The following is a 12,912-nucleotide window of genomic DNA, read 5'->3' as shown; positions in this document are numbered from 1 at the left end:
ACGGAGTCCGAAATGATCGAATTCGAGTACGTGCACGACGGCGCGGTTGCGCTTGTCACGCTCGCGCGGCCACCCGCCAATGCCTTCACGATCGACGGCCTGCGCCAGCTTCAGCAGGTGGTCGAGACGTTCAATCGCGAGGCGCACGTGCGTGCCATCGTCATCACCGGCAGCGGCCCGAAGTTCTTCAGCGCCGGTGCCGACCTCAACGCGTTCGCCGATGGCCATCGCGACGTCGCACGCACGGCGGCCAGCGCATTCGGCGCCGCCTTCGAGACCTTGCAGAACGCGCGCGCCGTGGTGATCGCCGCAATCAACGGCTATGCGATGGGCGGCGGGCTGGAATGCGCGCTGGCCTGCGATATCCGCATCGCCGAAGAACACGCGCAACTGGCCTTGCCCGAGCCTGCGGTCGGCCTGCTGCCGTGCGGTTGTGGTACGCAGACGCTGCCCTGGCTCGTGGGCGAAGGCAGGGCCAAACGCATGATCCTGACCGGCGAGCGCGTGGATGCGGCCACGGCGCTGCGCATTGGTCTGGTCGAGGAAGTGGTGCCGCAGGGCGGCGCGCGCGACGCGGCGCTGGCGATGGCCGCGCGCGTGACGACGCTGAGCCCGCAGGCGGTGACCTCCAGCAAGACCTTGATTCATCAGGCGCGCAACGGCGTGCCGCGCCACGCTGCACTGGCGGTCGAGCGCGAGATGATGGTCGATTTGTTCGATTCGCCCAACCAGCGCGAAGGCGTCAATGCGTTTCTGGAGAAACGCAAGCCGCGCTGGCATATTGAAACGGAGAGCTAAGTAATGAATGCAATACCCGCTTCCACGCAGGTTTCAACGGAAGCCGAGCCGGACGTGCTATTTCGCGTCGTCAACCGCGTTGCGATCATCACCTTGAATCGTCCGGCTGCGCTCAATGCGCTGTCGCATGCGATGGTGCGCGAGATCGCCGGGTTGCTCGAACGCGTGCGCCGCGATGACGCCATCGTCGCGCTGGTGCTCGAAGGCGCGGGGCCGAAGGGCTTTTGCGCGGGCGGCGATGTGCGTGCGATCGACCGGCTGGCGCGCGCGGGCGAGCGTCTGGGCGAAGAGGGCTGGCAGCAGTTTTTCGTCGACGAATACCGGCTCGATTACGCGCTGCATACCTTCGACAAGCCGCTCGTGGCGTTGCTCGATGGCGTGACGATGGGCGGCGGCATGGGCCTCGGCCAGGCGGCGGCGCTGCGTGTGGCGACCACGCGCACGAAGATTGCCATGCCGGAGACGCGCATCGGCTTGCTGCCCGATGTGGGCGCGACGCATTTTCTCGCCAGAATGCCGGTGGAAACCGAGCTTTACGTGGGCCTCACGGGCGCGATGCTCAGCGGCGCGGATGCGCTTCACTGCCATCTCGCCGATGTCTGCGTGCCGGGCGAATGGCTCGACGGTTACGAGGCGCGGCTCGCGCAAACGCATGTCGATGGCAATGTGCGCGAAACGCTGCGCCGCGTGTTCGACGCGCCGTGTCACGAAGCGAACGCGGGTGCGTTGAGCGCGCATGCAGCGCTGATCGCGAAGCATTTCAATCGCCGCTTGCGCGTGTTCGACATCGTGGCGTCCTTGCGCGCCGATCTCGAGCGCGAACCGTCCGATGCCGATCGCGCGTGGCTCGAAGCCACACTCGAAGCGCTCACGCACTATTCGCCGACGATGCTCGAGGTCACGCGCGAAGCGCTGTTGCGCGGTCGGCAGATGACACTCGCGGAGAGCTTTCGCATGGAACTCGGGATCGTTGCGCGCGCAATCGAAGAGGGCGACTTCTGCGAAGGCGTGCGCGCGCATCTGATCGATAAAGACCGCAAACCGCGATGGGTGCCGGCCACGCTCGCCGAAGTGCGCGACCAACGCGTGCAGCATTTCCTCTGCTCGCCGTGGCGCGCCCAGGCGCATCCGCTCGCGGATCTGGGCGCGTGATGGTTTGAAGCGTCAGTCCGACGCTTCGCGCGCCGCCGTGGGGTCTCGCAGGGCCGCGAGGCGGCGCTGCCGTTCTTCATCCGACATGCGGCCCGCCGTGGTGCCGCGCGCAGGCCGTTGCGCACGCGCGAGCAGCCGCAAGGTCGCCACCGATCCGGCGATGGCCAGCAGCATCGGAATCGCCAGATCGTGGTTCACGTGCGTGAATTCCAGCATCAGCACGGTGGCGGTCAGCGGCATCTGCATCGACGCGGCGAGGAACGCCGCCGCGCCCACGATCGCAAACGCGCCCGCCGAAAGCCCCGGCCACAGGTGATTGACGAGGCCCGCGATCACGATCGCGAGCAATGCGCCGTTCGCGAGACCCGGCGTGAGCAGGCCGCCCTTGGCGCCCGCGCGCAGCGTGCCCGTCGTGATCAGCACCTTGAGCACCAGCAAGCTGGCCGCGAGGCCGATGCCGAGGTTATCGTCGAAACTCAGGCCGGCCGGACCTTTGCCGTTGCCCAGCAATTGCGGAAACCAGATGGCCAGCACGCCGATGGCCGCAAAATTCAGCACCGCGAACAAAGGCAGGCGCCAGTCCCTGGGCGAGGCGTCGCGCGCGCGGCTCGTCACGCGCGTAAAGAGATGCGCGGCCGCGCCGAATAGCGGCCCGCACAGCACCGACCACACCACCAGTTGCGCGTTGATCGTGTAGGCGGGCACGTGATATTGCTGCTCGTCGCCGAGGCCGATCCACGCGACGACGGCGGCAATCGCCGAAGTCGTGAGCGCAGGCACGGCCGCCGACCAGCCGAAAGTGCCCAGCAGCACTTCGAGCACAAACACCGTGCCGCCCAGCGGCACGTTGTACACCGCGGCGAGACCCGCGCCCGCGCCGCAGGCGATCATCACGCGGCGTTCGGCGGCGGTCAGGCCGGTGCGCCGCGCGAGCCAGCTTGCGATCACCGCGCCGATCTCGCGCGGCGCGACTTCGCGGCCGAGCGGCGAGCCCATCGCCACCGTCACGATCTGCAGCAGCGCATGCACGACGGTGGCGCCGACCGGCATGCGCGGGCCGCCCGGTTTGAGCGCCGCGTTGATGCTCACGAGCGGCCGGCCATAGCGATACAGCGCCCACCATCCGCCGCCGCCGATCAGTCCGCACGCCACCAGCACGGCCACGCGCCGCAGCGGCGCAGTGCCTGTCACGCCCTGCAGAAAACTCTCGTTGCCGATCAAATGCGCCTGGCTATAGCCGTACGCGAAGTGCTGGATCGCGTGCAGCAGCAGCGCGAGCGACATGCCGCCCAGACCCGCGCCGATGCCGGTCAGCACGGTCACCACGCCAAGCGTGAGCAGCGGGCTGCGCGCGGCAGGACGTTCGGAATCGGGGCGAGCGCGCGGGCGCGGAGCGGGATCGATGGGCAGCACGGTGTAGCGGGAGAAGGAAGCGGGAAGGGGAAAAGACGGCGTCAATTGTAGCGATGGCGTCTTTCAGACGCGCTCAGGCCGCGAATCACCGGCATGGACGCGGCAAGGATTCGGCACCGAACCGGCACCAACGAAAACGCCCGCCGTACACAAGGCACGGCGGGCGTACGAAACGGGAGCGCGAGTGCGCCGACGCTTACAGGTAGCTGCAGACGTAGTCGAGCGTCTCGATCACTTCGATGTCGAAGCGGCTCTTGCCCGGCACGGAGAACGACTCGCCCGCGCTGTACGTATTCCACTCTTCGCTGCCGTCGAGGCGGATGCGGCATTTGCCGGCCTGCACTTCCATCAGTTCGGGCGCGTCGGTGCCGAAATTCAGCTGGCACGGCAGGATCACGCCGAGCGTCTTGCGGCTGCCGTCTGCGAACAGCACGGTATGCGACACGCACTTGCCTTCGAAATAGACGTTGGCGCGTTTGACTACGGAAACCTGGTCGAATTGGGTGGATTGTGCTGCGGCCGTCATGGCGTCTTCCTCTGGGTCGTACGTGAATGGATGCAGTGCGCGGCCGGGCGCGGCTTCAGGCTGGCCCGCGTGCCCGGTGCGAGCCCGCCATCATACCGGTCCGCGCGTGGCTGGCGTAGCGCTCAATATCGCCGCGCGGTGCTTCGGCCGGCCAGATGGGCGGGACGCTATTCCCAAATTCTGTCAGCGTTTCCCTACAAATTCACTATTCAGTGTTTACATGAGTGTCACGAATAATTACAATTGCTTAAGCGAATGAGAAACATTCGCATTCGCAAGTACGAAAAAACACGACAACTACAAGGCTTTTCCTGGCGCTGGCGCGGCGGGGGCATGACGCCCTGCATCGGCTGCGCATAGGCTCGCGCCTTCGATCAAACCGCCTAACCATGTCCGTCATCATCCCGACGCGGATGCGCACAGTCGCGTCCGTAGCAGCCCTGTATTGCTCCGGTTTCTTCGCCACGTCCGCGGCTCATGCGCAGGCCGCGCCGGCCGTGCCGGCTTCCGCCAGTGCCGCTGCCGCCGCCAGCGCCGCTTCGACTACCTCGTCGGCCGATGCCACGCTGCCTGCGGTCAAGGTGAGTTCGTCGGCGCCTTCGGAGATGCAGACGAAGTCGCTGTCCTCGTACAAGTTCACCTCGCCGCTCATCGACACGCCGCGTTCGGTCACGGTGATCCCGCAGGAAGTGCTCAAGCAGAAGAACGTGTCGACCTTCGAAGACGCGCTGCGCACGGTGCCCGGCATCACCTTCCTGGGCGGCGACGCGGCGGCGAACCCGTCGGCGGACCGTCCGGTGATTCGCGGCTTCGAATCGCGCAATTCGATCTTCGTGGACGGCATGCGCGACTCGGGCGTGCAGAACCGCGAGACCTTCGACGTGGAAAACATCAGCGTCGTGAAGGGCCCGGATTCGGTGTACGCGGGGCGCGGATCGGTGGGCGGCAGCATCGACATCACCACCAAGACGCCGACGGCCGATAACTTCATCAACGGCAGCGTCGGACTGGGCACGGACAGCTTCCGCCGCGCGACCATCGACTGGAACCAGAAGGTCAACGACACCACCGCGTTCCGCCTGAACGTGATGGGCCACGATTCCGATGTGGCGGGCCGCACCAATGTCTATAGCAAGCGTTGGGGCGTGGCGCCGTCGGTCGCGTTCGGCCTGAATTCGCCGACCACGGTCACGCTGAGCTACTACCATCTGAATACGTACGACATGCCGGACTTCAGCGTGCCGTTCCGTTCGACGGGCGGCACGCCGATCTCGAGCAATCGCAGCCAGTTTTACGGCCTGAATTCGCGCGACTATCGCCGCGGCCAGAACGACACCGGCGAAATCAAGGTCGAGCATCGCATCAACGACGCGTGGAAGATCAAGAACACGACGATGTTCGGCCGCTCGACGCTCGATTACATTGCGACGAATCCGCAGCTGACCAGCGCGACCTCGAACATCCTGAGCCTGCAGGCCAAGAGCGGCAAGTACGCCACCAACAGCGTGTCGAACCAGACCGAAGCGAACGGCAAGTTCGACCTCTACGGCATGCGTCACACGCTCACCGCGGGCGTGGAATTCAGCCACGAGCAGGATCTCTACGAGGGCTACCTCGTGACCGATTCGGCGGGCAACAACATCCGCTCGGGCGGCCCGTGCTCGATCGCGTACAACTGCACGACGGTCAACGGCTGGAACGCGAACAACCCGTGGACCGGCAACATCACGCTCAACGGCGACAAGAGCTTCCCGGGACCGGCCACGCATACGCGCACGAATACGGCATCGGCGTATCTGTTCGACAGCGTGCAACTGTCCGATCGCTGGATATTCAACGCCGGCATGCGCTTCGACCGCTATGACGTGAACGCGCAGCAGCAGGGCGTGGCCGATCTGAGCAACACGTCGAACATGTTCAGCTATCAGTTCGGCCTGGTGTTCAAGCCGATCGAGACGGTGAGTCTGTACGCGTCGTATGGCACCTCGTCGAATCCGCCGGGCTCGAACTCGGGTCTGGGCGGCGGCACCGACCAGATCACGGCGACCAACCAGGATCTCGCGCCGGAACGCTCGCGCAATATCGAAGTGGGTGCGAAGTGGGACGTGCTCGACAAGCGTCTTTCGCTGACCACGGCGCTGTTCCAGACCGACAAGACCAATGCGCGCGTGAGCGATGGCCTGGGCGGCACGATCAACGCGGGTTCGCAGCGCGTGCGCGGCTTTGAATTTGGCTTCGCGGGCAATGTGACGAACAAGTGGGCCGTGTTCGGCGGTTACTCGTATCTGGATGCGATCACAACCAACGCCGGTCCGACCGCGCCGCAAAACTCGGGTCTGCCGATGGTGATGGTGCCCAAGCACAATTTCACGCTCTGGACGAGTTATGACGTGCTGCCGAAGCTCACGCTGGGCGCGGGCGCGACGGTGTCGAGCCTGACCTACGCTTCGGTGTCGTCGACGACGCGCAAGTGGACGCCGGGTTATGCGCGTTTCGATGCATCGGCGACGTGGCGTGTGTCGAAGAAGATCGATCTGCAACTCAACGTGAACAATATCTTCGACAAGGAGTACTACCAGAGCGCGTACCCGATCTACGCAACGTGGGCACCGGGTCGCTCGGCGGTTGTGACGTTGAATTTTTATCAGTGAGGGTTTGAGCAGTTTGTGAACCGGTTCACGCCCGAATAAAGAAAGCCCCGCAACTGCGGGGCTTTCGTAACCGCGATGATCGTCTTATTCGTCCGGGGTGTTGTCGGGTGCACAAAGATTCATGGATTTCATGGCAACTGCGCCGCGTAGGTTTTCGCGTGGAATCAACGCAAATGCTTGCCAGTCAGCCTGATTGACGTACACCACACCGGCTTTGCAGCGCATATGCGCCTGCACGGTTTGACGGTCGCATGATGCACCGTCAATCACACAGCGCTGCCATTGCGGGATGACGCTGGCGGCTTTCGGTTTGCTTTCCTCTGCCTTGGTATATGTCTGAACGTCCCGGGTTGCTATCGCCATGTACATAAAGTCGAAGTCAGCAACGACGGGTCTTGCGGTTTCAGCTGCACGATATTGTTCGTGCAATTCGATGACGTAGTGAGTACCGGCTCCAAGTAACGCAATCACGATCATCGCCGCCAGAACAACAGAAGCACGGCGAAATCCATCCTTTCCCTGACGCAAAAGCAGATAACTCAATACTGGGAATGCCAGCACAGTTAAGATGCCTGAGTAAATAGCAACTGTAGACCTTGCGCTTGGGCAATCCAGACCACATCCGGGTTTTTTGTCAAAAGCGAGAAGGATGTCCATAACGGCTATAGCAGTGATACACCCTGCGATTGTGAATACTGAAAGTATTACAAGTCTTCTCATTTGATTTCCCAGAACAGAATCGACTTCGAACCCGCAAGATCGGACCAGCTTACTCTGGGCGCAAAAGTGGCTCCCTGGCGAAATGAAGCCTTGCCGAAGAAGCGGCCTATCGTTGCCAACGCATCGGGTGCGCTGCTTATCGTAAGTCTCGATCCGTTCCACAGGTCGATGTGTGCTTCGCTCCCTTGGTTTATTTGCCTTTCCACAATGATCGCGTTATTGCGCTGTTTCTGATTCGACATTCCGATACCTCCTCCAGGTAGACGAGAGCAATCGCTGAAATAGCCAGCGAATGGGGCAGCGAGCGAGCACTCGCTCGCTACCTCGATACTTCGCGATCAGGAAGGGGCGGCAATATAAGAAACGTCCGAATTCGTTACGCAACAAGCCATGAAATGTGCGCACCTCAAAAACAAAAATGCCGCTCAGTCATTCGACTGAACGGCATCAGCGCTAATCAAGCGCTCTTTACCTCTCTACAAGCGAAAGACGCCTATTTGGCCTTCGCTTCCTCGACTTCACCGGTCACCGCGACCGAAGCTTCAGCAGTCAGCATCATGAACGTGAAGCTCTCCTGCAGATAAAGCCGCACGCTTTTCTCGTCATGCGACGAATAGCCGATCGACACATCCTGGCCGAGATGCAGTGCAAAATCGCCGCCGCGAGTGGTCACGATCGCGCCGCCCTCGATAGCCGGCGCCCACAGAATTTCGCCATTCACGAGCCTGCGAATGTGCTCGAGAATCGGATAGCCCTGATCGCTCGCCTCGCTCACCGCCGTATAGGCATCCGAGCCCAGCAGCACCGCATACGGCCCATCCACGCCTTGCAAACGCAGTTGTTCGAGCGCGCGTGCGATCACCGCGGGGTAATCGGCGATTTCAGCGGGCAGATGCAGCACCGGGTTCGACGTGCCTTCGCGAATGCCGGTGATCTGCGCGGCCTTGTAGCCGTCGAAAATCGCGCGGTCTTCCGCAAAGGCGAGACGCGTGGCCGCGTCCTTGGCCGGCTGCCAGTCGGAGTCTTCGGCGCCGCGTTCGACATCGTCGATGGCTTCGCGCGACAGTTCGAACGGCACGCGCAGTTCGACCAGCGCCTTCACTTCGCGCTGGCGCGCGCGGATGCCGTCGAACGGCGCTTCGATACCGTTCTGGTGACCCGTGCCGACGCCCGCGAGATCCGCGCCGCCGGGGCCGCTCACGTCCACGACGCGGCGGCCTGCGAGCGAGCGCTTGAAGGTGCGCGCGACCTCTTCTTCGATCTGCGACCACGCGGCCGTGGAAATGGGCGCGAGTTCGCGATGGAGATTATTCATACCGGGGTGCTCCTTTAAGGGAACCGATGGCGAGCGAGCCGTCCGCGGAAATTGCGGTGGCGGGCTCGGATTCAGTTTGATCGTGGCTGTCCACGTCGATCGTGGGCGCCGCGCCCGGCTCCTGGTCCGCGAGCGCTTCGAGCAGCGGCTGCGACGGCACGAAAAACAGCCCGCCGGTCACCGCGCGGCTGAAGTCGAGCAGACGGTCGTAATTGCCCGGCGGCAGGCCGACGAACATGTTCTCCAGCATCTGTTCGATGGGCTGGGGATCGCGCGCATAACCGATGAAGTAGGTGCCGAATTCACCTTGGCCCGGACGGCCGAACGGCATGTTGTCGCGCAGGATCTTGATCTCGTTGCCCTGGGCGTCGTCGAGCGTGGTGAGCGAGCTATGCGACCAGCTCGGCTTCACGCCTTCGTCGAGTTCGATGTCCTGCAGCTTGGTGCGCCCGATGATGTGTTCCTGCGCCTCCACGGGCAGCGCGTTCCAGCCCTTCATGTCGTGCAGGTACTTTTGCACCAGCACGTAGCTGCCGCCCGCGAATTCGGCGTCTTCATCCTGAATCACCGTGAAATGCACGGCTTCGTTGCCGACCGGGTTTTCCGTGCCGTCGACGAAACCGATCATCGCGCGCATGTCGAAGTTGCGGAAACCGTGCACTTCGTCCACGGTCGTGACCGCGCCTTCGAGGCGCTTCATCAGTTGCGTGGCCAGTTCGAAACAGAGATCGGTCTGATCGGCGCGGATGTGCATCAGGATGTCGCCCGGCGTGGCGATGGCCTTGCGCTCGCCCGAGCCGAATTCGCGAAACGGATGCAGCGCGGCAGGGCGCGGCTCGCCGAACAGCTTGTCCCAGGCGTCGGAGGAAAAGCCCACCACGCACGAGAGATTGCCGCCCGGCACGCGCTTGCCGACCGCGCGCACGAGATTGGCGACGTCCGCGCACCAGGCGCGCACGGCGGCGCGGCTCGTGGCATCTTCGTTGATGGTCGCGACGATGAAAAAGGCGCTGCGCGTGACGGCGCTGGAGACGGACTGCGGTTCCTGCGTGAGTGAGGCCGGCGTCATGATGTGGGGTATCGCTCGAGTAGTCTGCTGAATAGTCTGCTGCGGGGTGCCTGCGCGTGTGCGCCCGCGCGGGGCGTGCTCGCACGGGGCTCGCATAGTGTAGCCAAACTCTAAAAAGCAGGCGCTTAAGCGGCAAGCATGGCAAACGCGGTTTGCAGCACGGTGTCACGGCATGGGAGGATAGTCGCCGTGCGGTCTGTTTTTTCCAGAACCAGGGTGAGTGCCGACGCTAGAGGAGACGCACCATGTGGGATCACACCGAGCACGAAGGCTTCGAAATCTGGGTATTGCCGATTCCGGCATTCGGGCCGCGCTCGCCCGAGCCGCTGTTCCACTACAGCGGCTATATCTGCAAGCACGGCGCGGATGCGCATCTGGAAGGGCGCAGCGTGCGCTTTCACGATCTGATGCGCAATTACATCGGCCCCGATGCCGCGCTGGACGCGGCTTATACCGATGCCCGCAAGCGCATCGACCGCTATCACGCTTCGGGCAACTGGGGCGACGGCCCCGAAGGCTGACGCGCTCAGCGTCCGCCCGAGACCACCAGCATCACCGGACGTCCTTCGCATCCCTCGCTGCCCGGCATCGTGATGATGCGCCAGCCGGGCGGTGCGCCGTCTTTCGCGCTGCTGCCGGCGTCGAGGATGAGCGTCGGCTTGTGGTCGACGTAGGTCGTCAGCACATTGAAAGGCCAGGACGCGCGCCGCAGGCGCTCGTGCACCAGCGAGCCCACCCAGATCGGCGTGAGTTCCGGGCCTTGCTGCGCTGCGATGGCGGGTTTGGCGTCGCGGGCTCCGCTCGCGTCATTCGCCACGATGGTCGCGGGCGTGACGGCATCGGTCTGTAAAGCGTTGCGCGCGTCCTGCGCCGCCGTCGAGCCCGCGCGCGCGGCCAGCGCATAGCCGGTCGGCCAGAAGCGCAGCACGTCGCGGCGGCTGCCGGGGCGCTGCGGATCGTCGGGGATGTGCACGCGCGCGAACATCAGCGTCGAGGGCAGGCCGTTGTTGAGCTTGGGCAGCAGCGGCAGCGAGAGCGCATCCACGTTCGGCGCGATCAGCGAAAGCACGCTTTTCGCCGATATCTGCTCGCCTTCGCTCCAGCCCGCTTCGTGCAGCGCGGCGCGCAGATCGGCGGCGCTGGCGGCCCATTGGAGCGTCATCGGTTCGCGGCGCTCGCCTTTCATGTCCACGCGATAGCAGGCGAAATTGCGCCAGAGCGTGTCCGTCCACGTCATCTGCGCGACCACCGTGGGCGTGGCCGTGGCGCTCGACGCGCGTTCCGCCTCGCGTTCGGCTACGCCGCGCTGCAGCACGAACGCGAGCGCCAGCACCGCGAACACGATGGCGGGCATCACGTTGCGCTCGGAGGGCCGCGCCGGATAGCGCCACAGCGACAGCAGCACGACCGCCGCCACCCAGATCGACGCAAAGGCCGCGCCGCCGATGGCGTCCGAGAACAGGAAGCGGTCGAAATACAGGCCCGCGAACGTAACCGATACGACGATGCCGTTGCCGACCGTCGCGACGATGGCCGCCTCGATCATCTTCACGCGGCGCACCAGCAGGAACATCGTGAAGCCGTAGACGATCACCATCGACGCCACGCGGTCGCTCGGGAACACGTAAGCGCCCACGTGCGCGGCACCCGGCGAGCCGTGGTGGATCGCGAACCGCAGCAGCAGGATCAGCACCTGCGAGAGCGCCGCCGCGAGCATCCAGTAAGTGATGGTGCGCCAGCGCCGCTCCACGGCCATCCACGCCGTCACGGTCAGCACGAGCGCGGCGAGCGTGTAGTTGCTGCCGAGCGTTTCGACGTGCGCGAGCACGGTGTCCGCCCAGGTGGTGTGGATCGACTGCAGGAACTGGCGCACCGACTGGTCGATCTGCACCAGCGGATCGCCGCGCAGCAGATTGCCGAGGATGTACGAAAACACCGCCGCGCACAGCGGCACGAGCGCGGTGATGACGAGCACCGCGCCCAGCGCGGGCTGTTTCGGATCGAGCAGGCGCACAAGGCGGCGCGCCGCGGTGCCTTCATGCTGCGACGCCCAGCGCGACACGCCGCGCCGCGAGGCGCTGGCCCAGTTGTCCAGATGTTCCAGCAGGATGTGCGTGAACCGCCAGATCAGCCAGAGTGCGAGCACGATCATGGCGAGGGCGACCACCAGCCGGAACGACACCGCGCCCGCCAGTTGCAGCGACGCGCCGAACACCACGCCCGGCAGGATGTGCGCGGGTGCCCAGACCAGTGCGGACACCACGTTCATCACGAAGAAGCGCCACGGCGCCATGCCGGCCATGCCCGCGACGATGGGCACCACGGCGCGCAGCGGCGCGACGAAACGCGCGAGGATCACGCTGCGCGTGCCGTGGCTCACGAAGTACGCCTGGGCTTTTTCGAGGATCGCCGGATGCTTGCTGAACGGCCAGACGCGCGCGATGGAGTCGCGGTAGCGATGGCCGATCCAGAAGCTCAGCGCGTCGCCGGCCACCGCGCCCGCGATGGCGCAGACGAACAGCCAGCCCAGATTGAGCGTGCCGGTGCCCGCGAAGGCGCCGGCGATGAACATGGCGGTGCTGCCGGGGAAGAACGTGCCGATCAGCGCCAGCGACTCCAGGAAAGCTGCGAGCACCACGAACGCGAGCGTCCAGCCGGGGTAATCGGCGAGCAGGTGCAGCAACTGGACGTAGGCGTGCTCCATCGCGAGGGCGTTTGCTTGGCTGGCGAGTGTATCGATGAGTGCCGATGGACTGGCGGCGGGCGCAGGCGAGGCTTTGCGCGGTTCCACGCGCAATATAACCGGGTGCGACGATGTGTGGGCGATGCGGTGTCGGCGCCAATGAAAACGCCCCGCGCGCGTGCGTCCTGCATACGCGGCGGGGCGGGGTTTGCGCGCTTTTGCGCGCGGTGTGGCGCGCGGTGTGGCGTTTAGCCGAGCGCGGCGGCCAGTTCAGGCGTCACGGTGAACAGATCGCCGACGAGGCCGTAATCGGCCACGCTGAAGATCGGCGCTTCTTCGTCCTTGTTGATCGCGACGATGACCTTCGAGTCCTTCATGCCGGCCAGATGCTGGATCGCACCCGAGATGCCCACCGCAACGTACAGTTGCGGCGCGACGATCTTGCCGGTTTGGCCGACCTGGTAGTCGTTCGGCACGTAGCCCGCGTCCACTGCTGCGCGCGATGCTCCCAGCGCGGCGTTGAGCTTGTCAGCCAGCGGTTCGAGCACTTGCGTGTAGTTCTCGCCGCTGCCCAGGCCGCGGCCA

The 12,912-nt window shown here is 64.6% G+C and carries 12 protein-coding genes; 4 read left to right on the top strand and 8 right to left on the bottom strand.

Going from position 1 to position 12,912, the window contains the following annotated elements; translation table 11 throughout:
* Window positions 1–12 precede the first annotated feature (12 nt).
* Window positions 13–798 carry an enoyl-CoA hydratase gene (locus tag U5A67_RS14070; protein ID WP_321815199.1) on the top strand — a complete coding sequence of 262 codons (786 nt, stop codon included), beginning with the start codon at window positions 13–15 and terminating at the stop codon, window positions 796–798.
* Between the two features lie 3 nt (window positions 799–801).
* The gene (locus U5A67_RS14065) at window positions 802–1,950 is read left to right on the top strand and encodes an enoyl-CoA hydratase/isomerase family protein (RefSeq protein ID WP_321815200.1); all 1,149 of its coding nucleotides are present in this window, start codon (window positions 802–804) and stop codon (window positions 1,948–1,950) included.
* Window positions 1,951–1,962: 12 nt separating this feature from the next.
* Here U5A67_RS14065 and U5A67_RS14060 read toward each other — a convergent pair whose 3' ends face one another.
* Window positions 1,963–3,354 (bottom strand): chloride channel protein, encoded by a 1,392-nt coding sequence (locus tag U5A67_RS14060; RefSeq protein ID WP_415767843.1) that lies wholly within the window; start codon window positions 3,352–3,354, stop codon window positions 1,963–1,965.
* Window positions 3,355–3,559: 205 nt separating this feature from the next.
* On the bottom strand, window positions 3,560–3,889 hold the full coding sequence (locus tag U5A67_RS14055) for a pyrimidine/purine nucleoside phosphorylase (RefSeq protein WP_321815201.1): 330 nt from the start codon (window positions 3,887–3,889) through the stop codon (window positions 3,560–3,562).
* Between the two features lie 389 nt (window positions 3,890–4,278).
* Between U5A67_RS14055 and U5A67_RS14050 the strand changes: the two genes are divergently transcribed.
* Window positions 4,279–6,540: a TonB-dependent siderophore receptor gene (locus U5A67_RS14050; protein WP_321815202.1), complete on the top strand. Its 2,262-nt coding sequence runs from the start codon at window positions 4,279–4,281 to the stop codon at window positions 6,538–6,540.
* 84 nt (window positions 6,541–6,624) lie between these two features.
* On the opposite strand, the gene U5A67_RS14045 is transcribed toward U5A67_RS14050, so the two are convergent.
* The 4 genes from U5A67_RS14045 to U5A67_RS14030 form a co-directional block, all read right to left on the bottom strand.
* A complete protein-coding gene (locus tag U5A67_RS14045; protein WP_321815203.1) occupies window positions 6,625–7,197 on the bottom strand; it encodes a hypothetical protein in 573 nt (190 codons plus the stop codon).
* A gap of 59 nt (window positions 7,198–7,256) precedes the next feature.
* The gene (locus U5A67_RS14040; protein ID WP_321815219.1) at window positions 7,257–7,502 is read right to left on the bottom strand and encodes a hypothetical protein; all 246 of its coding nucleotides are present in this window, start codon (window positions 7,500–7,502) and stop codon (window positions 7,257–7,259) included.
* A gap of 251 nt (window positions 7,503–7,753) precedes the next feature.
* Window positions 7,754–8,575, bottom strand: coding sequence for a family 1 encapsulin nanocompartment shell protein (locus tag U5A67_RS14035; protein WP_205985346.1), 822 nt, complete (start codon window positions 8,573–8,575; stop codon window positions 7,754–7,756).
* Window positions 8,568–9,644, bottom strand: coding sequence for a Dyp-type peroxidase (locus U5A67_RS14030; RefSeq protein ID WP_205985345.1), 1,077 nt, complete (start codon window positions 9,642–9,644; stop codon window positions 8,568–8,570). The genes U5A67_RS14035 and U5A67_RS14030 overlap by 8 nt, the downstream gene beginning before the upstream one ends.
* Window positions 9,645–9,889: 245 nt before the next feature.
* Here U5A67_RS14030 and U5A67_RS14025 point away from each other — a divergent pair, with 245 nt between their 5' ends.
* Window positions 9,890–10,165, top strand: a complete 276-nt coding sequence (locus tag U5A67_RS14025) for a hypothetical protein (protein WP_205985344.1) — start codon at window positions 9,890–9,892, stop codon at window positions 10,163–10,165.
* A 5-nt stretch (window positions 10,166–10,170) separates the two neighbouring features.
* Here the strand turns inward: U5A67_RS14025 and U5A67_RS14020 are convergent, their stop codons facing one another.
* Together U5A67_RS14020 and U5A67_RS14015 are read right to left on the bottom strand one after the other, a co-directional pair.
* Window positions 10,171–12,435 carry a VTT domain-containing protein gene (locus tag U5A67_RS14020; protein ID WP_321815204.1) on the bottom strand — a complete coding sequence of 755 codons (2,265 nt, stop codon included), beginning with the start codon at window positions 12,433–12,435 and terminating at the stop codon, window positions 10,171–10,173.
* A gap of 140 nt (window positions 12,436–12,575) precedes the next feature.
* Window positions 12,576–12,912, bottom strand: a 337-nt coding sequence (locus tag U5A67_RS14015; RefSeq protein ID WP_321815205.1) for an electron transfer flavoprotein subunit alpha/FixB family protein, incomplete at its 5' end; no start/stop codon positions are given.

The organism is Paraburkholderia sp. J69-1, from assembly GCF_905220255.1.
Taxonomy (GTDB): domain Bacteria; phylum Pseudomonadota; class Gammaproteobacteria; order Burkholderiales; family Burkholderiaceae; genus Paraburkholderia.
The sequence above is the reverse complement of the archived record's forward strand: the minus strand, read 5'-3'. Positions and strand labels throughout refer to the sequence as shown.